Raw genomic sequence first — 20,557 nt, forward strand, 5'->3', positions numbered from 1 at the left:
CTCTCCGGCGGCGGAGCTCATCTGCTGGGCGGTCGCCTGCAACTCGGTGGCCGAGGAGGAGACCATGCCGACGATGCCGCCGACCGCCGCCTCGAACCCGTCGGCGAGCTCGACCATGGTGCGCTTGCGCTCGCGGGCGGCCGCCTCGTCGGCGACGCGCTTGATCTCGGCCTGCTCGGCGGCCTTCTGGGCGACCATGGCCTTGATGCCCTCCACCGCCTTGCCCACGGCGCCGATCTCGTCGCCGCGCCGCGCCTCGGGGATCTGCGCGTCGATCTCGCCCTTCGCCATCCGCTGCAGCACCGCGACGAGCCGACCCAGCGGACGCGCCAGCTGCAGGAAGGCGAAGACCGAGAGGAGGATAGCGATGACGATGCTCGCGAGGCCGCCCGCGACCGACGTAAAATAGCCCGCCTCGAACGCGCGCTGCTGATCCGCGGCCCGGCGGACGAGGAGGTCACGCTCGACGCCCGCCATCTCGTTCGTCTGGGCGCGCAGGGCATCCATGGAGACCTTGCCCGCCCCGCTTGCCTCGATGGCGCGGGCCTTGTCCAGGGCGCCGCTCTCGACCAGCGTGATCTCCTTGTTCGCGATCTCGCTCACCCAGGTCTGGGCGGCGCGCCTGACCTGCCCGAGGCGCTCCTGCTGCGCCGGGTTGTCCGAGGTCAGGTCCTTCACCTTGTCGAAGCTCTGCTGGAACGCCATCTGCCCCGCCCGGTACGGCTCCAGGAACTTCGGATCGCCGCCGATGAGGTAGCCGCGCAGGCCGGTCTCCTGGTCGATCATCGAGGCGGACATCTCTCCGAGACCGGCGAGCACCTGATAGGTGTGCTCCGTCCAGTGGATGTTCGTCTCGATGGCCGACATGCGGGTGTAGCCGAGGGCGCCGACACCCACCGTGACCGCCGACAGCGAGACAAAGGCAACAGCCAGCTTTGTGGTGATCTTGATGTCGGACAGTGCGCGCATTGCGGACAAGCTTTCTTTGGACCGAGACGATGAGCGTTGTCGTTGGTCGCGATCTTGCCCGCGGTTCGATAAATTATGTTGATGTCTAAAGTGAAAGTGTGGACGATATCTGGGAAAGCGAGGATGCTAACCATCCATTTCGGGTCGCGATCACCGAAAAAAGATCAAAATGGGCTGATCGGAAAAAAGCGTAGGTACAATTCCGTATATTTCCCGTCGTCCCAGACCCGTTGCAGGGCGTCATCAAGGGCACGGGCGAGGGCGGCGTCCTCCTGCCGGGTGATGAGGCCGATCCCCTCCCCAAAGAACCGGTTCTCCAGGTAATCGCCGCCGATCAGGGCGCAGCAGGTCTCGGCCTCCTGCCCGCCGACATAGAGCGCGAGGTTGAGCCCGTCCGCGAACAGGTAATCGATCTCGCCGCGCTTCAGCGCGCCCTCGGCGGCGGCGAGATCGGTGAACGCGCGGGGCTTCGCCTTGGGGAAGAAGGTCGCGAGATAGGCCGCGTGGGCGCTGCCGCCGATCACCCCGACGCTGCGCCCGTCGAGATGGGCCGGCGACGGCTCCGGCAGGCCCCGGTCCGTCCGCGCGGCGAAGCGCGCCGGCCAGCGGAAATACGGCCGCGTCGCCAGGAACTTGCGCCGCAGGCCGACGGTGAGGGGGATCGCGGCGGCGACCACGTCGCCCTGCTTGGATTCGAGGGAATCGAGCAGCGTGTCGAACCGGCGGGCCTGCACCGTGCAGGGGACGGCGAGCTTCTCGCAGACCGCCCGCGCCAGTTCCACGACGAAGCCGGTCGGGGTGCCGTCCGGCCCCGCGAAGTGGAGCGGCGGGAACTCGTCGTCGGTCAGGAAGCGCACGGCCCGGCCGGTCTGGGGGGCCTCGACGCGCTCGCCCCGGCTGCGGGGGTTCCAGAAATCCGGTACCGCCACGGCGGGCACGGTGCCCTGCCCTGCCGGGGCAGCCGCCATCGCCGGGGCCGCGAGGGCGAGCCACAGGGCGGCGCCCACAGCCCATCGCCGGCCCGAGCTTGACCGTGGGAGAGGCGGAATGCTCCTCATGGAGCGGGGACGGGGCGGCGGGCTCACCGCCCTCCCCTAGCACGGCTCGAGCCCGCTGCGGGAGCGGAACCTGCGGTGACGGTCCAGGGGCAACCGACGGCTGCGACCACCGGCCTCCCGCCGGAGATCGCCTTCCTCCTGATCCAGGGCGTGGAGGGGCGCCTGCTCGCCCACGCGGCCGAGGCGGCGCGGCGGGCCGGCACCGACGCGGCCACCGCCCTGCTCCATGCCGGCCTGATCGACGAAGCCTCCTATTACCGGGCGCTCGCCCGCGCCCTCGGCGTCCCGTTCCTCGCCGGGTCGATCCCGTTCGGGGCGGGCCTGCGCCATCCCGATTGCCTTGTCGCCGGCCGTGCGCCCCTCGCGCCGGGCGCCTGCGCCGAGGCCGTGATCGCCCCGCGCGGACCCGCCATCGCGGATCTGCTCGCCGGGCGCATCCCCACGGCCGGCCTCGCCCTCACCGCGCCGGGGCATCTGCGCGAGGCGGTGTTCGCGGCGATGCCGGGGGTGGTCGCCGCCGAGGCCCTGGGGCACCGCCCGCTCGGCCCGGCCGCCGGGCCGGCGCTCCTCGCGATCACCCTGGGCCTCGCGGCCTTGGCCTGCCTCTACGCCGCCGCCCCGCCCCTGCCGGCGCTCGTCCTGACGCTGGGCGTGCAGGGGCTGGTCCTGGCGCTGACGGCCGTCCGCCTCGCCGCGCCGCTCCTCCCTCTGCCGCGGGTCGCGGCGCCGCCGCTGCCCGATGCGCGGCTGCCGGTCTACACGGTCCTCGTGCCCCTCTACCGGGAGGGCCGGGTGGTGGACCGGCTCGTGAAGGCGCTCGCCGCCCTCGATTATCCGGTGGCCAAGCTCGACATCAAACTGCTGATCGAGGCCGACGACGACGAGACCGCCCGTGCCCTGGCCAGGGTCCCCTTCCCCGCCCGGTTCGAGGTGCTCACGGTGCCGCCGGGCTGGCCGCGCACCAAGCCGCGCGCCCTGAACGTCGCCCTGCCGCTGGCCCGGGGAAGCCTCCTCGTCGTCTACGATGCCGAGGACGTGCCGGAGCCCGACCAGCTGCGCAAGGCGGCGGCGATCCTCGCGGCCGAGCCCCCGTCGACCGCCTGCCTCCAGGGCCGGCTCGTCATCGACGACCACGACGACGGGATGCTGCCCAAGTTCTTCGCCGCCGAATATGCCGGCCTGTTCGACGTGCTGAACCCGGCGCTCTGCGCCCTCGACCTGCCCGTGCCCCTCGGCGGCACCACGATGCACCTGCGCACGCAGGTGCTGCGCGACCTCGGCGGATGGGACCCCTATTGCGTGACGGAGGATGCCGACCTCGGCCTCCGGCTGGCGCTCGCCGGCTACCGCACCGCCGACCTGCCGAGCGCGACCTACGAGGAGACCGCCAAGGGTTGGCGGCGGTGGAGGGCCCAGCGGACGCGCTGGCTCAAGGGCTTCCTGCAGGTGAGCCTCGCTTACGGGTGCCACCCCCGCGCGCTGTGGTCCGCGCTCGGCCCCCTTGGCACCCTGGGCGCCCTCGCCCTCCTGCCCGGCACCGTCGCCTCGGCCCTGGCCTATCCCGTCTGCCTCGTCCTGTTGGCGTGGAACCTCGCCGCCGGGCGGCTCGCACCCGCGCCCTTCGTCCTCGACAACCTCGCCACCGGCCTCGCCCTGACGCTGTTCGTCGCGGGCCTCGTCGCGATGGTGGCGCCCGCCGCCCTCGGGTGCCGCCGACGGGGCTGGGGCGACCTGTGGTGGGTGGCGCCCCTGCTGCCGGCCTACTTCCTCGGTGCGAGCGTGGCGGCCTGGGCGGCCGTCCTCGAACTGGTCCGCGCGCCCCATCGTTGGAACAAGACCGAGCACGGTTTCGCCCGGTCCTCGCGCAGCGGCAGGCGCGGCGTCACGCGGCGGCAACGGAACGGCGGGTCCGCCGTTGATTCCCCATGAGCGATCAAGCGGCCACCATTGCGATCCTGATCGGCACCCCCTCCGGCGCCCGGCTCCTCGCCTCCGGCACCGAGCGGGACGCGGCACGGGCCGCCGAATTGTTCCTGCTGCGCCTGCCCGCCCGGGCGCTGCCCGCCCCGCTCTGGGTTCAGTGCGGGGACCGGGTCGCGGGCGACCGCCTCACCGCCTACCTCGCCGATTTCCAGGCCGAGCGGGTGCGCGAGCGCGACGGGATGACGGCGCCGGGATTCTGATCTCCCGGCGCGAAAGGTGCTACAGCGGCCCGCCCCATCCCAGCGGAGCGGCCGACCCGTGACGACCTCTTCCGACAGCCCGATCCAGGTTCTCCTGCGCCTGATGGCCGACCTGCGCGATCCCGTGCGCGGCTGCGCCTGGGACGTGGAGCAGACGCCCGCGACCATCGCCCCCTACACGATCGAGGAGGCTTACGAGGTCGCCGACGCGGTGGCGCGGGGCGACCGCGAGGACCTGCGCGACGAGTTGGGCGACCTGCTGCTGCAGGTGGTGTTCCAGGCCCGCATGGCCGAGGAGGACGGCGCCTTCGCCTTCGACGACGTGGCCCGCGCGATCACCGCCAAGCTGATCCGCCGGCATCCGCACGTCTTCGCGGCCGATGGCACGTTGCTGCCGGAGGGCTCGCCCCGGCGCGACCCGGCGGAGGTCGAGGCGCAATGGGCGGCGATCAAGGCGCAGGAGCGCGCCGCCAAGCCGGTCGCGGCGCCCGATCCCCTGGGCGGCGTCGCGCAAGCCTTGCCGGCCCTGATGCGGGCGGAAAAGGTCTCGCGCCGGGCCGCCGCCTACGGGTTCGACTGGGACGACGCGGCCCAGGTGATCGCCAAGGTCCGCGAGGAGACGGACGAGGTGGCCGAGGCCCTGGAACGGGGCCAGACGGGACCGCTCGTCGAGGAGATCGGCGACCTTCTGTTCGCGGTGGCGAACCTCGCCCGCCACGCCGGCATCGACCCGGAGGCGGCCCTGCGCGACGGCACCCTGAAGTTCGAGCGCCGCTTCCGTGCCATGGCCGAGGAGCTGCACGCCGAGGGCGGCGAACTCGGCCGCTCGGACCTCGCCGCCATGGAGGCGGCCTGGGGACGGGTGAAGCGGATGGAGAAGGGCTGACCCTTCCTCACGTCACGCCGCAACCCCTTCCAGCACCAGCAGCACCAGCGGCAGGGCCGCGCCGGCGAGCACGGTCTGGAGGGCGATGATGCCCGCCATGAGCGGGGCGTCGCCGCCGAGCTGGCGGGCCATGATGTAGGAGGAGGAGGCGGTCGGCAGGGCCTGGAACAGCAGGGCCGTGGCCGCCGCCGGGCCGCGCAGGCCCAGCGCGAGGCAGGCGAGCACCGTCGCCAGGGGCATCAGCCCGAACTTCACCGCCGAGGTGACGGCGAGGGGCCGGATCCAGGTCCGCGCCGCCCCGAAATCCAGCGCCGCGCCGACGCAGAGCAGGCCGAGGGGCAGCGAGGCCTGCCCCAGCCCTTTCAGCATCCCGTCGACACCCACCGGCAGGGGCAGGTGCAGGGCCTGGAGGGCGATGCCGAGGACGCTCGCGACGACGAGGGGGTTGAGGGCGAGCTGCTTGGCGATGGCCGCCGGGGCGAGCCGCCCGCCGGACCCGAACCGGGCGAAGACGAGGACGCAGAGAATGTTGACGGTGGGCACGATGGCGGCGTTCGCCACGGCGGCGAGCGCGAGGCCCTGCGCCCCGAACAGGCCCACCGCCGCCGAGACTCCGACATAGTTGTTGAAGCGTATGCCGCCCTGGAACACCGAGGTGAAGGCCGCGCCGTCGAGGGCCAGATGCGGGCGCAGCATCAGCAGCACCAGGGCGACGGCGACGGTCGAGGCGACGAGGACGAGGGCCAGCGACAAGACCGGCACCCCGTCGAGCCGTGCCGTGGCGAGGCCGTGCACGAACAGGGCGGGCAGCAGCACGTAATAGCCGAGCCGTTCCGCCTGCGGCCAGAACGCCTCGCCGATGAACCCGATCCGGCGCAACACGGCGCCGAGGCCGATCAGCAGGGCGATCGGCAGGAGGGCGAGGAGGATGGCGCCGGTCACGGGGCGGGGTCCGGGGTGAGAGGAGGCGAGAAAGACTGGCGCGGCGCGGAGGGGGACCTCCGCCTCAGGTCACGCTACCGTAGAGGTCATACGCCTCGGCCCGGTCGATCTTCACCGAGACGATGTCGCCCACCCGCACCGGGCGGCGGAAGGCGGCGTGGACGGTGCCGTCGATCTCCGGCGCGTCGGCCTTGGAGCGGCCCCGGGCGACCCCGCCCTCCACCGCGTCCACGATCATCGGCATCCGCTTGCCGACCTTGGCCCGTTGCAGGCGCAGGGCGACGGCGTTCTGGGTCTCCATGAAGCGGCGCTTGCGCTCGGCCTTCACCTCCGGCGGCACCGGGTCCGCGATGGCGTTGGCGGTGGCCCCCGCCACAGGCTCGAATTCGAAGCAGCCGACCCGGTCGAGCTTCGCCTCCTTCAGCCACTCCAGCAATTCCTCGAACTCGGCCTCGGTCTCGCCGGGGAAGCCGACGATGAAGGTCGAGCGGATCGCGAGGTCGGGGCACCCGGCGCGCCACGACCGGATCCGGTCGAGCTGCTTCTCCTGGTTGCCGGGCCGGCGCATCCGCTTGAGGACGGACGGGCTCGCATGCTGCAGCGGCATGTCGAGGTAGGGAAGCACCTTCCCCTCGGCCATGAGCGGGATCACCTCGTCCACGTGCGGGTACGGGTAGACGTAGTGCAGCCGCACCCAGGCCCCGAGCTCGCCGAGTTCCTTGGCGAGGTCGTAGAAGCGGGCGCGGACCTGCCGGTCGCGCCAGGGGCTCTCGGCGTAGCGGATGTCGAGGCCGTAGGCGCTCGTGTCCTGCGAGACGACCAGAAGCTCCTTCACGCCGGCCTTGACCAGCTTCTCGGCCTCGCGGAGCACGTCCGCCGCCGGGCGGCTCACGAGGTCGCCGCGCAAGGACGGGATGATGCAGAAACTGCAGCGGTTGTTGCAGCCCTCGGAAATCTTCAAATACGCGTAGTGGCGCGGCGTCAGCTTGATGCCCTGCGGCGGCACGAGGTCCAGGAACGGGTCATGGGCCGGGGGCGCCGCCTCGTGCACCGCCGCCACCACCGATTCGTAGGCCTGCGGGCCGGTGACGGCGAGCAGGTCCGGGTACTTTTCGCGGATCTCCTCCGGCTGCGCGCCCATGCAGCCGGTGACGATGACCCGTCCGTTCTCGGCCATGGCCTCGCCGATGGCGGCGAGCGATTCGGCCTTGGCGGAATCGAGGAAGCCGCAGGTGTTCACGATGACGAGGTCCGCCCCGTCATGCTTACGGGCGAGCTCATAGCCCTCCGCGCGCAGGTGCGTCAGGATGCGCTCGGAATCCACCAGCGCCTTCGGGCAGCCGAGGGAGACGAACGAAATCTTGGGGGCGCCCGGGGAGGCAGACTTGCTGTCGGGCGAGGCGGTGCTGGTCATGGGGCCATCGGATGCGGCGGCGCCCGCGCCGCTCACGGCACGTCGAGGACGCTGGCAGTCTTCGGGATGGACGCCGATATAGCGGATCCAGGCCGCGAGTGCGAGCCTGCCCGCTCTTCCCCCACGGCATCGCCTGTGCGAGGGCGTCCCGACACCGCCGCGATCCGAAGGCCCGACCCCGGTTCATGTGGACCCGAGACCTCCCCACGCTCGACGCCATCGCCGCCGCCGCCCGGCTGCGCGCCCTGCCGGGGCTCGCCGTGCTCGACAGCGCCATGCGGCACGATGCCCTGGGCCGGCTCTCGGTGGTGGCCGCCGATCCCTTCGCCCGGTTCCGGTTCCGCGACGGGCAAGCCACCCTCGACGGACGCCCCGTCCCCGGCGGGCCGTTCGAGGCCCTGCGCGCCTGCCTCGCGCCCTACCGCCTGCCGGCCGATCCCGCCCGCCCCTTCCCCGGCGGGGCCATCGGGTACTTCGCCTACGACCTCGGCGCCTCCCTGGAGCGGGTGACGCCGCCCGCCCGCCGCGCCGGGCTCACCGACGACATCGCCCTCGACTTCTACGACACGGTGCTCGCCCTCGACCACGCGGCCGGCACCGCGACCCTGCTCTCGACCGGCTTCCCCGAGACCGAACCGGGCCCCCGCGCGGCCCGGGCCGAGGCCCGCCTCGCCGCCTTCGCCGACCTTCTGCGCGACGCCCCCGCGCCGGAGCCCGCGCCAGAGTGCGGCGACCTCGCGTGGCGCTCGAACTTCACCCGGCAAGCCTATGAAGCGGCGGTCGAAACCGTGCGAGATTACATCCGCGCGGGCGACATCTATCAGGCGAACATCGCCCAGCGCTTCACGGCGGACCTGCCGGCGGGGTTCGATCCCTTCGCCCTCTACCGGCGCCTGCGCGAGACCAACCCCGCCACCTTCGGCGCCTACCAGGAATTCGCGGGGCTGACGGTCGCCTCCTCCTCGCCGGAGCGGTTCGTGCGGCTCGACGGGCGCCATGTCGAGACGCGCCCGATCAAGGGCACCGCCAAGCGCCTGTCCGATCCGGCGGAGGATCGCGCCGCCGCCGAGGGGCTCGCCGCCTCGGCCAAGGACCGGGCCGAGAACGTGATGATCGTCGATCTTCTGCGCAACGACCTGTCGCGGGTCTGCGCGCCGGGCAGCGTCGCCGTGCCGGTGCTGTGCGGGCTGGAGACCTATGCCGGCGTCCACCACCTCGTCTCGGTGGTGACGGGCACGTTGCGGGACGGGCTCGACGGCCTCGACCTGCTGGAGAAGACGTTTCCGGGGGGCTCGATCACCGGGGCGCCGAAGATCCGCGCCATGGACATCATCAGCGAGATCGAGGGCGACGCCCGCGAGATCTATTGCGGCGCCATCGGCCGGATCGGCTTCGACGGCGACCTCGACACCTCCATCGCCATCCGCACCGTGTTCATGGACGACCGCGAGGCCGTACTTCAGGCCGGCGGCGGCGTCACCCTGCTCTCCGAGCCGGGGCCGGAATACGACGAGACGCTCGCCAAGGCCGAGCGGGTGTTCGAGGCGTTCCGATGATCCTCGTCCTCGACAATTACGATTCCTTCGTCTTCAACGTCGTCCGCTACTTCCAGGAGCTGGGCCAGGAGGTCCGCGTCGTGCGCAGCGACGCCCTCGACGTCGCCGGCATCCGGGCGCTGGCGCCGGAGGCCCTGGTGATCTCCCCCGGCCCCTGCACCCCGGCCGAGGCGGGGGTCTCGCTTCCGGCGATCCGCGACCTGTCGGGCCACCTGCCGATCCTCGGCGTCTGCCTGGGGCATCAGGCCATCGGCGCGGCCTTCGGCGGCAGGGTCGAGCGGGCGCGGCGGCCCCTGCACGGTCAGGCGACGCCGGTCGCCCATGATGGCCAACGCCTCTTCGCCGGCCTGCCCGCGCCGATGCCGGTGGGGCGCTACCATTCCCTGGTGGTGACGCCCCAGCCCGGCATGGAGGCGAACCTCGCCGTCGATGCGCACTCCGACGAGGGCGAGGTGATGGCCCTCTCCCATCGGCGGCACCCGACCTACGGCGTGCAGTTCCACCCGGAATCGGTGCTCACCGAGAACGGCCATGCCATCTTCGGCAACTTCCTCGATCTCGCCCGCGCGTGGCGGGAGGGCCGGCGCGATGCTGTGGCGTGACGGGCAGATCCTCGCGGGCACGGAGGCGCCCCTCGACCATGCCGACCGGGGCCTGACCCTGGGCGACGGGCTGTTCGACACCGCGCTCGCCCTGAACGGCCGTGTGGCCTTCGAGGACGCGCATGTGGCACGGCTGGTCGCCTCCGCCGAGGTACTGGGCATCCCCGCCGACGCGGGGGCGATCCGGTCCGCCATGCGCGCCCTCGCCGGCCGGGGCGAGCGGCTCGCCCTCCGCACCACGCTGACGCGGGGCGCCGGCCCGCGGGGCCTGAAGCCGCCGGAGGACCCCCGCCCGACCCTCTTCGCCACCGCCTCCCCGAGCGGCCGGGCCATCGCCTTCGCGCCCCTGCGCCTGCGGCCGACCGCCATCGCCCGCAACGACACCTCCCCCGCCGCGCGGCTGAAGGCGCTAGGCTACCTCGATGCCGTGATCGCCGCCGGCGAGGCGGCGCGGGACGGGTTCGACGAGGCGCTGTTCCGCAACACGAAGGGGCTCGTCGCCTGCGCCGGGACAGGCAACCTGTTCTGCGTGGCGGACGAGGGCACCCTCCTCACCCCGCCCCTTACGGACGGCGTGCTGCCCGGCATCGTCCGCGCGCAAGTGCTGGCGTTGGCCCCGGCTCACGGCCTCGCCGTGGCGGAGCGCTCCCTGACGCCGGACGACGTGCGGCGGGCAAGGGCCGTGTTCGTCACGAACTCCCTGCGCCTCCTCGCCCCGGTGACGGCGCTGGGCGAGACCACCTACGACAGTGCCGGCCACGCCGCCTTCGCCCTGCTGCGGGAGGCACTTCGGGCGGCGGTGGCGGAATCCTGCGGCGTTACTCCGGAAGAGGTCGCGTGAGCGAAGGCAACGGTCGAAGAGTTCTGCGCTGGGGGCTGTCGGGGGCCTACGCCGTCATCGGCGTGGTGCATCTCGTCGCCACCGACGCGATGCTGCCGCTGATGCCCGACTGGGTGCCGGAGCCTCGCCTCGTCATCCAGGCGACGGGCCTGTGCGAACTCGCCGGGGCGCTGGGCCTGCAGATCCCGGCGACGCGGAAGGCGGCCGCCATCGGCCTCGCCCTCTACGCGGTCTGCGTCTACCCGGCGAACCTCAAGCACGCCTTCGAGCACATCCACATCGAGGGCATCCCGGATTCCTGGTGGTACCACGGCCCCCGGCTCGCCTTTCAGCCGGTCTTCGTCTGGGCCGCCCTCTGGGCCGGCGGGCTGATCGATTGGCCGTTCCGGCGGCGGGGCACACGCTAAGCCGCTGCATCGTCATTGCTTCGCTGCGCTCGCAATGACGGCGTGGGTCGCAGGACGTCGGTCGAGGAGGCCGCGTGCAATCGCCTGTGGCTCTCCGGCTGGGCCGCCTTGACCCGGCTCCCCTCCCCTTGGCATTGAACGAACCGGGAACGTCTGAGGCGTCAGCGATGCAGGCGGAGGTCGCCCTCCGGAAGATCATCCATATCGACATGGATGCGTTCTACGCCTCCGTGGAGCAGCGCGACGACCCGTCCCTGCGCGGCAAGCCCCTGGCGGTGGGCGGCTCGCGGGAGCGGGGCGTGGTGATGGCCGCGAGCTACGAGGCGCGGCCCTTCGGCGTGCGCTCGGCCATGCCGGCGGCGACCGCGCGGCGGCTCTGCCCGGACCTCGTCTTCGTGAAGCCGCGCTTCGAGATCTACCGGCAGGTCTCGGAGGAGATCCGCGCCGTCTTCGCCCGCCACACCGAGGTGATCGAGCCGGTCGCCCTGGACGAGGCCTATCTCGACGTCACCGAGAACTTCTTGGGGCTGCCGACCGCGACGGCGGTCGCGAAGGCAATCCGCGCCGAGATCCTGGAGCGCACCGGCCTCGTGGCCTCGGCGGGGGTGTCCTACAACAAGTTCCTGGCCAAGGTCGCCTCGGACCACCGCAAGCCGAACGCCCTGTTCGTCATCACCCCGGCGATGGGGGCGGATTTCGTGGCGGAGCTGCCCATCGGGCGCTTCCACGGGGTCGGGCCGGTCACCGAGGCCAAGATGAAGCGCTTGGGCATCGAGACCGGCGCCGACCTGCGCGCCTGGGATCTCGACCGGCTCAAGGAGACGTTCGGCTCGGCCGGGAGCTATTATCACGCCGTCGCCCGGGGCATCGACGAGCGGCCGGTGCGGGCGCACCGCATCCGCAAGTCCATCGGCGCCGAGACCACCTTCACCGACGACACCGCCGCCTACGACGTGCTGGCCGAGCGCTTGGCGCCGATGGTCGACAAGGTCTGGCGCGGCGCCGAGGCGAAGGCCATGCGCGGGCGCACCGTCACCCTGAAGCTCAAGTTCTCAGACTTCTCCCTCGTCACCCGCGCCCGCTCCCTGGCGGCGCCGGTCCCCGACCGGGAGAGCCTGGAGCGGATCGGCCTCGAATTGCTGCGGAAGCTCTTTCCCCTGCGCCGCACCGCCCGGCTGATCGGGGTCTCGCTGTCGGGCTTCACGCAGGAGGAGGCCGAGGCGCCGCAGCAGCTCGGCCTCGGGCTGTGAGACCGGATCGGCCTACTTGTTCTTGCGCGGCCGGTGGTTCGGATCGACGCCGCCCTCGGGGGTCGTCTCGTTCTCGACGTCGCCCTCGAAGGTGGAATCCAGCTCCAGCTCTTCCGGGTCCGCCCCGGCCATGCCCTTCGAGGTGCCGATCCCCGGATTGCCCTTGAGGTCCGCATCGGTGGGCGTGGTCGTCTTGGGTTGCTTGTTGGACATGCTGCCTCCTGATGAGCCAAGGGCAACGCCGGTTCCCGCCCCGGGTCCCGGCCCTGCGGCGCTTCGCCCTTTCAGGTGAAGTCGGCCGTCCCGATCCGGCCGATGCCGGCAGCCTCCATCCGCGCCCAGGCGGCGGCGACCGAGCCGCCCGCCGACGAGGGCACGTCGATGCCCGCCACCGCATCCTCCACCACCCACGCCTCGAACCCGGCCTCCCGCGCGTCGAGGGCGCTCCACAGGACGCAGAAATCCGTGGCGAGGCCGCACAGGACGACCCGGCGGATGCCGCGCTCCCGCAGGGCCCCGGCGAGGCCGGTGCGGGTCGTCCGGTCGGCTTCGAGGAAGGCGGAGTAGCTGTCGACGCCGGCCTGGAGACCCTTGCGCACCACGAGGGCGGCGCGGGCGGTGTCGAGCCCCGGCGCGAAGGCTGCGCCCGGGCTTCCCTGCACGCAATGGTCCGGCCAGAGGGCCTGCTCTCCTCCGACGAGGCGCAATGTCTCGAACGGCGCCCGGCCGGGATGTCTGGACGCGAAGGAGACGTGTCCCGGCGGGTGCCAATCCTGGGTCAGGGCGATGTGCCGGAACCGCGCCTGGAGCCCGTTGATCGGCCGGACGACGGCATCGCCGTCCGGCACGGGGAGCGCGCCCCCGGGGAGGAAGTCGACCTGCACATCGATGACGAGGAGCAGGTCGGTGTCCCCTGGGGTCACGGCACCATGACCGTGGAGCCGGTGGTCTCGCGGCCGGCGAGGTCGCGATGAACCTCTTGGGCCTCGGCCAGGGGGCGGACGGCGTTCACGGCGATCTTCACCGCGCCCGAGCGCACGGCGTTGAACAGGTTGGCGGCGGCCTCTTCCAGCACCGGGCGCTGGCTGGCGAAGGTGGCGAGCGTCGGCCGCGTGACGTAGAGCGAACCCTTGGCGGCGAGCAGGCCGAGGTCGAGCCCGGTGATCGGGCCGGAGGCCGAGCCGAAGCTCGCCAGCAGGCCGGTGGGGGCGAGGCTGTCCAGCGAGCCCATCAGGGTCGCCTGTCCGACGCCGTCATAGACGACCGGCACGCCCTTGCCGCCGGTCAGCTCGCGCACGCGCTTGGCCACGTCCTCGCTGCGGTAGAGGATGACGTGATCGCAGCCGTTCGCCCGCGCGAGCTCCGCCTTCTCCTCGCTGCCGGCGGTGCCGATCACCGTGGCGCCGAGATGCTTGGCCCATTGGCAGGCGATGAGGCCGACGCCGCCCGCCGCCGCGTGCCACAGGATCGTGTCGCCGGGCTTCACCTTGTAGGTGCGGTTCAGGAGGTATTCGGCGGTGAGGCCCTTGAGCATCATCGCGGCGGCGGTCTGGGCGTCGATGCCCTCGGGCATCGGCACGGCGGCGGCGGCGGCGATCACCGGCTCCTCCGCGTAGCAGCCGTCGGCCACGGAACCGTAGGCGACCCGATCACCGACCTTGAACTGCGCGACACCCTCGCCCACGGCGGTCACGGTGCCCGCGCCCTCCTTGCCGGGGGTGAAGGGCATGTGCGGGGACTTGTAGGCGCCCGTGCGGAAATAGATGTCGATGAAGTTGACGCCGATCGCCTCCTGGCGGACGCGGATCTGGCCGGCGCCCGGCTCGGCGAGCGGCACGTCCTCCAGCTTCATCACCTCGGGGCCGCCGTACTCGTAAACCCGGATCGCCTTCGGCATCGTTCTCTCCCGTGATGTCACGCCCCGCCCCGCAGCGAGATAGACTCACGGGGGCGGGAGGCAATTTCTTTTGTCGGGGCGCCCCGGACAGGGCGGCCCGTCACAGCCCCAGCATCAGCGACAGGTTCTGCACCGCCGCGCCCGAGGCGCCCTTCCCGAGGTTGTCGAGGCGGGCGACCAGCACCGCCTGCCCATGCTCGGCCGAGCCGAAGACGCGCAGTTCCAGCCGGTCGGTGTCGTTGAGGGCCTCGGGGGCGAGGGGCTCCTTGCCGACGGCCTCCACCACCTGCACCAGGGGCTGGCCCCGGTACCAGCCGGTGAGCGCCGCCTCCAGGTCGGCCGGCTTCGGGCGGCCCGGCAGGGCGTCGAGGTGGAGGGGCACGCTCACCAGCATCCCCTGGCGGAAGTTGCCCACGGAGGGCACGAAGATCGGCCGGTGGGTGAGCCCGCTGTAGATCTGGATCTCGGGCAGGTGCTTGTGGGCGAAGCCGAGGCCGTAGAGGATGAAGGGCGGGGCGCGGCCCGCCTCGTAATCCTCGATCATCCCCTTGCCGCCGCCGCTGTAGCCGCTGACCGCGTTGAGGCTGAGGGGGAAGTCGGCCGGGATCAGCCCGCCCTCGACCAGGGGGCGCAGCAGGGCGATGCCGCCGGTCGGGTAGCAGCCGGGGTTGGCGACCCGCCGGGCGGAGGCCACGGCCTCGGCTTGGCCCGGCGCCATCTCCGGGAAGCCGTAGGTCCAGCCGGCGGCCGTCCGGTGGGCGGTGCTGGCATCGAGGATCTTCGGGCCGCCGTTCGGCAGGCCGTCCGCGAGCGCCACCGTCTCCACGGCGGCGGCGTCCGGCAGACAGAGCACGACGAGATCGACCTGCGCCAGCAGATCCCGCTTGGCCGCCGGGTCCTTGCGGTGCTCGGGGGCGATGCTGACGAGGCGCACGCAGCCGTCGCGCTCCAGGCGCTCGCGGATGCCAAGGCCGGTGGTGCCCGCCTCGCCATCGATGAACACGCTCGGCCGTGCCGTCTCGTCCCTGTTCGCCATCATCGCCTCGCGCGCCGGAATCGGCCCGGCGTCTCGCTCGGGCAGGTGGAGGGTGTCGGGGGCCGCTGTCAACGGGCGAACCATCCCCAGCTTGCCGAACCGCCGCGGGAACATGGGCGCGGCGAAGGCTTTGATCGCCAAATCCTCTGAGGAGATGGCAGCGATGGCTGGAACCGCGAAGAAGACCGACCCCAAGCTGTGGGAGAAGGTCAAGAAAGAGGTCACGAAGTCCGACAAGGGCGGCAAGCCCGGCCAGTGGTCGGCGCGCAAGGCGCAGATGGCGAGCAGCGGATACAAGAAGGAAGGCGGCGGCTACGAGGGGAAGAAGTCCGACGACAACCACCTCAAGCAATGGACCGAGGAGGAGTGGGGCACCAAGTCCGGCAAGGAGAGCGGCAAGACCGGCGAGCGCTACCTGCCGAAGAAGGCCCGCGAGAAGCTGTCTGACAAGGAATACGCCGACTCGACCGCCAAGAAGCGGGCCGATTCGAAGAAGGGCAAGCAGTTCTCGAAGCAGCCAAAGGCGGCGGCCGAGAAGTCGGCCAAGGCCCGCAAGGAGAGCACCAAGTCGGACAAGAAGGAGCCGACCAAGGCCGAGCTGATGAAGAAGGCCAGGGCCCAGGATATTTCGGGCCGCTCGAAGATGTCGAAGGCCGAGCTGGAGCGGGCGGTCCACGCCTGAGGCCCCAAACGAGAAAGGGCGGCGCCTCGCGGCACCGCCCTCCCTCTCCGTGCATAGAATAAGAAATTAACGCTTCGAGAACTGGAAGCTGCGGCGGGCCTTGGCGCGGCCGTACTTCTTGCGCTCGACGACGCGGGAGTCGCGGGTCAGGAAGCCTTCGCGCTTCAGGGGGGCGCGCAGCTCCGGCTCGTAGTAGGTCAGGGCCTTGGAGAGGCCGTGGCGCACCGCGCCCGCCTGACCGGAGAGGCCACCGCCCGCCACCGTGACGGTGATGTCGTACTGGTCGACGCGGCCGGCGATCTCCAGCGGCTGGCGCAGGATCATGCGCAGCACCGGACGGGCGAAGTAGGTCTCGACCGGGCGCTTGTTCACGACGACCTTGCCGGTGCCGGGCTTGATCCAGACGCGGGCGACCGCGTCCTTGCGCTTGCCGGTGGCGTAGGCGCGGCCCTGGGCATCCAGCTTCTGGACGTGGATGGGGGCTTCGTTGGCCGGATCGACCGCGCCGGTGTTGGCCCGGTTCAGGTCGGCGAGGGACTGAAGGGTCGCCATGATCACGCGCTCACGTTCTTGCGGTTGAGGGCGCCGACGTCGAGCGCCTGCGGCTGCTGGGCAACGTGCGGATGCTCGGTGCCCTTGTAGACACGGAGGTTGCCGAGGATCTGGCGGAACAGCGGCCCACGGGGCAGCATGCGCTCCACGGCCTTCTCCACGACGCGCTCCGGGAAGCGCCCTTCGAGGATGAACTTGGCCGTGCGCTCCTTGATGCCACCCGGATAGCCGGTGTGGTAGAAGTAGCTCTTCTGGGTGTACTTGCGGCCGGTGAACTTCACCTTCTCCGCATTGATGACGATGACGTTGTCGCCGCAATCGACGTGAGGCGTGTAGGCGGCCTTGTGCTTGCCGCGCAAGCGCATCGCCACGATCGAGGCGAGGCGGCCGACCACAAGGCCTTCCGCGTCGATCACGATCCACTTCTTGTCGACCTCGGCGGGCTTCAGCGAGGTGGTCTTCATGGCCAAATCCCGAAAGGTGCCGGAAAAGGAAGCCGCCACGTGCGGACACGCGGCGGCGATGCCGGCTCAATAGCCGCGCCGGGCGGGCGGGTCAACCGCAAATCACGCGCGCCGACGCCGAAAAGACGTGTTCCGAGAGCGGGTTCAGTGTTGCGGTACTATGATACCGCGACCTCAGGAGCGCGGCGTCCGGCGGTCCGCGATGGTGAGCTTCTGCACGCCGCCCTTGGCGAGGACGGGCTTGCGCGCGCTGAGGATGCGGGAATTCACCCCCGTCCAGCCGATCTCGCCGGAGAGGCGCCCGTACTCGATCTTGGGGCAGCGGTTCATGATGACGGTGACGCCCTGCGCCTCGGCGCGGGCGGCGGCTTCGTCATCGCGCACGCCGAGCTGCATCCAGATCACCTTGGGCAGGGGAGCGAGGGCCAGCGCCTCGTCCACGATGCCCCCCGCCGCGGCTGCATTGCGGAAGATCTCGACCATGTCGAGGGGGCCCTCGACCTTGGCGAGCGAGCCCGCCACCCGGCGGCCGAGGAGGTCCTGCCCGGCGAGCCCCGGATTGACCGGCGTCACCGCGTAGCCCCGGTCGAGGAGGTACTTGAGCACGATGAAGCTTGGCCGGGCGGGGTTCGCCGAGGCGCCGACCAGCGCGACGCTCTTCGTGCCGTCGAGGATCGCGCGGATCGCCGAATCGGCGTAGCGGGCGTGCCGCGTGGCGATGTCGTCTGTCATGGTCGGGCCGCCGGCTGTGTCAGGGGTGCTTGTGGATCGGATCGACCCAGTGGACGGTCTCCGGCCGCTCGACCGGCTCCACGTCGGGGATGTTGACCACCACCGCCTCGTTGTCGGAGCGCACCAGCACGCAATGCAGGGGCTCGTCGGTGGAGGCGTTGATCTCCTGGTGCGGCACGTAGGGCGGCACGAAGATGAAGTCGCCCGGCCCCGCCTCGGCGACGTATTCGAGCTTGTCGCCCCAGCGCATCCGGGCGCGGCCGGAGACGACGTAGATCACGCTCTCCAGGGCGCCGTGGTGGTGCACGCCGGTCTTGGCGTCGGGCTGGATCGCCACCGTGCCGGCCCAGATCCTCTGTGCGCCGACGCGGGCGGCGTTGATCGCCGCCTGCCGGTACATGCCCGGCGTCTGGGCGGTGTTGTCGTCGAGTTTGTCGCCGGGGATCACCCGCACGCCGTCGTGCTTCCAGCGTCCCCCGTCATGGGTATGGTCGTGGTCCTGCCCCATGCCGCCCTCCCGAACGCCTGTCGTTCGGACGTGGCTACGCCCTCCCCCGGCGCGCCGTCAACGCGCCGGAGGGGGGCGGCCGGGGTCAGGCCTCGCGCACGCCGGGCTTGGCGCTGACGTCGAAGGTGAAGGTCACGCCGGCCTGTTCCAGGGCGCGGCGCACGGCCATCACCGTGTCGTGGCGCGGGCGGACGGGGGAGTTGGCGTCCTCCAGCCGCACGATGGTCGAGATCGACACCCCCGCCATCTTGGCGAGCTCCTCCTTCGACAAGCCGACCATGCCGCGGGCGGCGCGGACCTGCGCGGCGGTGAGGGGCCGGTCCGAGGTGTCGGGCTCCGTCGTGTCGGGCACGGTGAGGCCCTGGTAGCCGTAGCGGCTCTGGCCCGGCACGTTGAGGCAGATGCCGACCCATTCGCGCACGCTGCCGTCCTTGTTCAGCACGGGGGCGGCGCGGGAGTTGAACCAGCGGTAGATGCCGTCCGCGCAGAGGATCCGGTACTCGGTGTTGTAGGCCGAGGCGTGCTGCACGGCGGTGGTCCAGGCCGCCTGGGTGCGGGCGCGGTCCTCGGGATGGACGGCCTCGAGCCAGTCGTAGCCCCGCGTCTGGGCGTAGCTCTGCCCGGTCAGGATCATCCATTGCGAGCACTCGCTCAGCTCGCCCTGGGGGGTGGTGGTCCAGAAGGCGGCGGCGGTCACGGTCACGAGGGCGTTGAGCCGGTCGTGGCGCTGCATCACCGCCTGCATCGAGTCGTGGCGGGCGGTGACGTCGAAGATCACGCCCATGCCGTAGCTCGGGCGCTCGTCGGCGCCGAGGGCGACCTCGCCCCGGTGCTGGAGCCAGCGCTGCGTCCGGTCGGGGCGGACGACGCGGAACTCCCGGTTGATCGGCTGGCCGGCCATCAGCATGGCGAACTGGTCGCCGTGCACCGCCCGGTCCTCCGGGTGGATCATGTCGATCAGCAGGCCGATGGGTAGTTCCGCCGACGGCTCGAGACCGAGGATGCGGTACAGGCCCGGCGTCGCGTCGAGGGTGCCGGAGCGCAGGTCCGCGGACCAGAACCCGACCTCGCCGGTGTCCTCGATGATCTTCAGGAAGTTGCGGGACGAGAAGAAGCGTGAGGCCCCTCCCCTCGGGGGAGCGGGATCCGCCTGAACGCGCATGAGGGATCGGGTGGGCATGGGGCTGCGCTCTGGTCCGGCGAACCGGATGGATCGTGGTGGGTCAGCCGCCGCACGGGCGGTCGCGATTCGCGCCAAAGACAGATCCCGTCTCAAGGCGTCGCTCCCCGAGCCCTCGAACGGTTCATATCGGATCTCCCTGACCCGGGAGCTGGCCTCTTCTTGATGGAGGATCGCGCAAAATGCGCAAGATGGGAGAGGGCACTTTCCGACCAATTCGGATCGCACAAATGAGTGATTTGAAGTTTTGATGCTGCGTAAGCAATCTAGAATGGACGATTAAATTAGAATTGAATGCGAGAAATCGATGGAGTCCGTGCAGTCTTCATGGCCGTTCCTGTGCCGACGCGTGGGATCTCGTTGCTTAAAGGATGGCCCGTCGTAATGGCGTGAAGACAACGCAGGTCCGGTTATAATGCGTCTCTGGGCCGAACTACGAAAACCGGTCGGCCATTTTAACGAAGTGCCCCGGAAAGAAACGGAAACACGTTTACCGCGCGGCGCATCGTGGATGATTCAGAACCACGTGACATTGGGATGAACCCGTCCTGACCGGAAACCGCCGGGGGCAAATAGGGGCAATGACACTTAACGCGACGCATCGCCGCCTCAGGTTTGACGCTTGAGTAACATTCGAGGGCTAATCTCCAAGTTGAATAGCGGCGTTGATCGCTCAATCTGGGGTTAAGTATGTTGTTATGGACAGATGGCGCCGCCCCTGGATTGCGGGCCCTGCACGACGGAACGGCGGTGATCGAGTGCACCGTCGACGGCACCGTGACGGCGGCCAATGCGAGGTTCCTGGGCTTGCTCGAGTATCGCGCCGAGGACCTGATCGGTCGAAACCATTCATGCCTCGTGGAGCCGTCCGAGCGCGACGGGGCCGCGTATCGCGAGGTCTGGCATGCCCTGCGCCGGGGCGAGCCGAGCCTGCGCGAGGTCCGCCGCCGCACCGCCACGGGCCGCGAGGTGTGGCTGCGCGAGGAATACGTGCCGGTGCGCGGGCGCAAGGGGCAGGTGACGGGGGTGATGGGCCTCGTCACCGACGTCACCGAGGCCGCCCTGCGCAACGCCGACTTCGAGGGCAAGGTGCGGGCCCTCGACCGCTCGCAGGGGATCATCGAGTTCGACCTCGAGGGCCGTGTCCTCGACGCCAACCCGAACTTCCTCGCGATGATCGGCTACGGCCTCGAGGAGGTGAAAGGCCGGCATCATTCCCTGCTCGTCGATCCGGCCGAGGCCAAGACCGACGCCTATGCCCGGTTCTGGGAGGCCCTGCGCCGGGGCGAGTTCCAGGCGGCCGAATACCGCCGGATCGCCAAGGGCGGCCGCGACGTGTGGATCCAGGCCACCTACAATCCCGTCTCGGATGCCTTGGGCACCGTGGTGAAGGTGGTG

23 protein-coding genes are annotated in these 20,557 nt (G+C 71.0%); 10 read left to right on the forward strand and 13 right to left on the reverse strand.

Features of this window, described 5'->3' with window-relative positions; all coding sequences use genetic code 11:
* Positions 1–969, reverse strand: a 969-nt coding sequence (locus MKK52_RS07340; RefSeq protein ID WP_243953166.1) for a CHASE3 domain-containing protein, incomplete at its 3' end; no start/stop codon positions are given.
* A gap of 164 nt (positions 970–1,133) precedes the next feature.
* Positions 1,134–1,937: a transporter substrate-binding domain-containing protein gene (locus MKK52_RS07345; RefSeq protein WP_243953185.1), complete on the reverse strand. Its 804-nt coding sequence runs from the start codon at positions 1,935–1,937 to the stop codon at positions 1,134–1,136.
* A gap of 165 nt (positions 1,938–2,102) precedes the next feature.
* On the opposite strand from MKK52_RS07345, the gene MKK52_RS07350 reads away from it, so the two are divergent.
* From MKK52_RS07350 to mazG, 3 genes are read left to right on the forward strand one after another with little or no spacing between them, the layout of a single operon-like run.
* Entirely contained in the window at positions 2,103–3,956 is a 1,854-nt protein-coding gene (locus MKK52_RS07350) for a glycosyltransferase family 2 protein (RefSeq protein WP_243953167.1), read from the forward strand.
* On the forward strand, positions 3,953–4,210 hold the full coding sequence (locus tag MKK52_RS07355; RefSeq protein ID WP_243953168.1) for a hypothetical protein: 258 nt from the start codon (positions 3,953–3,955) through the stop codon (positions 4,208–4,210). Before MKK52_RS07350 ends, MKK52_RS07355 begins: the two co-directional genes overlap by 4 nt.
* A gap of 58 nt (positions 4,211–4,268) precedes the next feature.
* A complete protein-coding gene (mazG, locus tag MKK52_RS07360) occupies positions 4,269–5,096 on the forward strand; it encodes a nucleoside triphosphate pyrophosphohydrolase (protein WP_313898733.1) in 828 nt (275 codons plus the stop codon).
* Between the two features lie 12 nt (positions 5,097–5,108).
* Here mazG and MKK52_RS07365 read toward each other — a convergent pair whose 3' ends face one another.
* Entirely contained in the window at positions 5,109–6,038 is a 930-nt protein-coding gene (locus MKK52_RS07365; RefSeq protein WP_243953169.1) for an AEC family transporter, read from the reverse strand.
* Positions 6,039–6,102: 64 nt separating this feature from the next.
* Complete coding sequence (gene rimO, locus MKK52_RS07370) at positions 6,103–7,452, reverse strand: 30S ribosomal protein S12 methylthiotransferase RimO (RefSeq protein WP_243953170.1); 1,350 nt, start codon at positions 7,450–7,452, stop codon at positions 6,103–6,105.
* A 185-nt stretch (positions 7,453–7,637) separates the two neighbouring features.
* On the opposite strand from rimO, the gene pabB reads away from it, so the two are divergent.
* From pabB to dinB, 5 genes are all read left to right on the forward strand, one after another.
* Positions 7,638–9,008 (forward strand): aminodeoxychorismate synthase component I, encoded by a 1,371-nt coding sequence (gene pabB, locus MKK52_RS07375; protein ID WP_243953171.1) that lies wholly within the window; start codon positions 7,638–7,640, stop codon positions 9,006–9,008.
* Positions 9,005–9,610: an anthranilate synthase component II gene (locus tag MKK52_RS07380; protein ID WP_243953172.1), complete on the forward strand. Its 606-nt coding sequence runs from the start codon at positions 9,005–9,007 to the stop codon at positions 9,608–9,610. The genes pabB and MKK52_RS07380 overlap by 4 nt, the downstream gene beginning before the upstream one ends.
* Complete coding sequence (locus MKK52_RS07385; protein WP_243953173.1) at positions 9,597–10,451, forward strand: aminotransferase class IV; 855 nt, start codon at positions 9,597–9,599, stop codon at positions 10,449–10,451. The genes MKK52_RS07380 and MKK52_RS07385 overlap by 14 nt, the downstream gene beginning before the upstream one ends.
* A gap of 23 nt (positions 10,452–10,474) precedes the next feature.
* Positions 10,475–10,858, forward strand: a complete 384-nt coding sequence (locus MKK52_RS07390) for a DoxX family protein (protein ID WP_243953187.1) — start codon at positions 10,475–10,477, stop codon at positions 10,856–10,858.
* A 167-nt stretch (positions 10,859–11,025) separates the two neighbouring features.
* Positions 11,026–12,108 carry a DNA polymerase IV gene (dinB, locus tag MKK52_RS07395; RefSeq protein ID WP_243953174.1) on the forward strand — a complete coding sequence of 361 codons (1,083 nt, stop codon included), beginning with the start codon at positions 11,026–11,028 and terminating at the stop codon, positions 12,106–12,108.
* Between the two features lie 12 nt (positions 12,109–12,120).
* Here dinB and MKK52_RS07400 read toward each other — a convergent pair whose 3' ends face one another.
* From MKK52_RS07400 to argC, 4 genes are all read right to left on the reverse strand, one after another.
* Entirely contained in the window at positions 12,121–12,321 is a 201-nt protein-coding gene (locus MKK52_RS07400) for a hypothetical protein (RefSeq protein ID WP_243953175.1), read from the reverse strand.
* A 71-nt stretch (positions 12,322–12,392) separates the two neighbouring features.
* Positions 12,393–13,031, reverse strand: coding sequence for a nicotinamidase (locus MKK52_RS07405; RefSeq protein ID WP_243953176.1), 639 nt, complete (start codon positions 13,029–13,031; stop codon positions 12,393–12,395).
* A complete protein-coding gene (locus MKK52_RS07410; protein WP_243953177.1) occupies positions 13,028–14,005 on the reverse strand; it encodes a quinone oxidoreductase family protein in 978 nt (325 codons plus the stop codon). Before MKK52_RS07410 ends, MKK52_RS07405 begins: the two co-directional genes overlap by 4 nt.
* A gap of 100 nt (positions 14,006–14,105) precedes the next feature.
* Positions 14,106–15,041, reverse strand: a complete 936-nt coding sequence (gene argC, locus MKK52_RS07415; protein WP_243953188.1) for an N-acetyl-gamma-glutamyl-phosphate reductase — start codon at positions 15,039–15,041, stop codon at positions 14,106–14,108.
* 163 nt (positions 15,042–15,204) lie between these two features.
* On the opposite strand from argC, the gene MKK52_RS07420 reads away from it, so the two are divergent.
* Complete coding sequence (locus MKK52_RS07420) at positions 15,205–15,723, forward strand: hypothetical protein (RefSeq protein ID WP_243953178.1); 519 nt, start codon at positions 15,205–15,207, stop codon at positions 15,721–15,723.
* Positions 15,724–15,789: 66 nt separating this feature from the next.
* On the opposite strand, the gene rpsI is transcribed toward MKK52_RS07420, so the two are convergent.
* The 5 genes from rpsI to MKK52_RS07445 all read right to left on the reverse strand — a co-directional run bounded on the left by rpsI (position 15,790) and on the right by MKK52_RS07445 (position 19,159).
* Positions 15,790–16,275, reverse strand: coding sequence for a 30S ribosomal protein S9 (gene rpsI, locus MKK52_RS07425; protein WP_243953179.1), 486 nt, complete (start codon positions 16,273–16,275; stop codon positions 15,790–15,792).
* A 2-nt stretch (positions 16,276–16,277) separates the two neighbouring features.
* The gene (rplM, locus tag MKK52_RS07430) at positions 16,278–16,739 is read right to left on the reverse strand and encodes a 50S ribosomal protein L13 (RefSeq protein WP_243953180.1); all 462 of its coding nucleotides are present in this window, start codon (positions 16,737–16,739) and stop codon (positions 16,278–16,280) included.
* A gap of 174 nt (positions 16,740–16,913) precedes the next feature.
* Positions 16,914–17,471 (reverse strand): CoA-binding protein, encoded by a 558-nt coding sequence (locus tag MKK52_RS07435; RefSeq protein ID WP_243953181.1) that lies wholly within the window; start codon positions 17,469–17,471, stop codon positions 16,914–16,916.
* 19 nt (positions 17,472–17,490) lie between these two features.
* Positions 17,491–17,979, reverse strand: coding sequence for a cupin domain-containing protein (locus MKK52_RS07440; RefSeq protein ID WP_243953182.1), 489 nt, complete (start codon positions 17,977–17,979; stop codon positions 17,491–17,493).
* Between the two features lie 85 nt (positions 17,980–18,064).
* Positions 18,065–19,159 (reverse strand): PAS domain-containing protein, encoded by a 1,095-nt coding sequence (locus MKK52_RS07445; protein WP_243953183.1) that lies wholly within the window; start codon positions 19,157–19,159, stop codon positions 18,065–18,067.
* Between the two features lie 690 nt (positions 19,160–19,849).
* On the opposite strand from MKK52_RS07445, the gene MKK52_RS07450 reads away from it, so the two are divergent.
* Positions 19,850–20,557: PAS domain-containing protein (locus MKK52_RS07450; protein ID WP_279597685.1), on the forward strand; the 708-nt coding region annotated here is incomplete at its 3' end.

Source organism: Methylobacterium sp. J-067, assembly GCF_022829465.1.
Lineage (GTDB): Bacteria > Pseudomonadota > Alphaproteobacteria > Rhizobiales > Beijerinckiaceae > Methylobacterium > Methylobacterium litchii.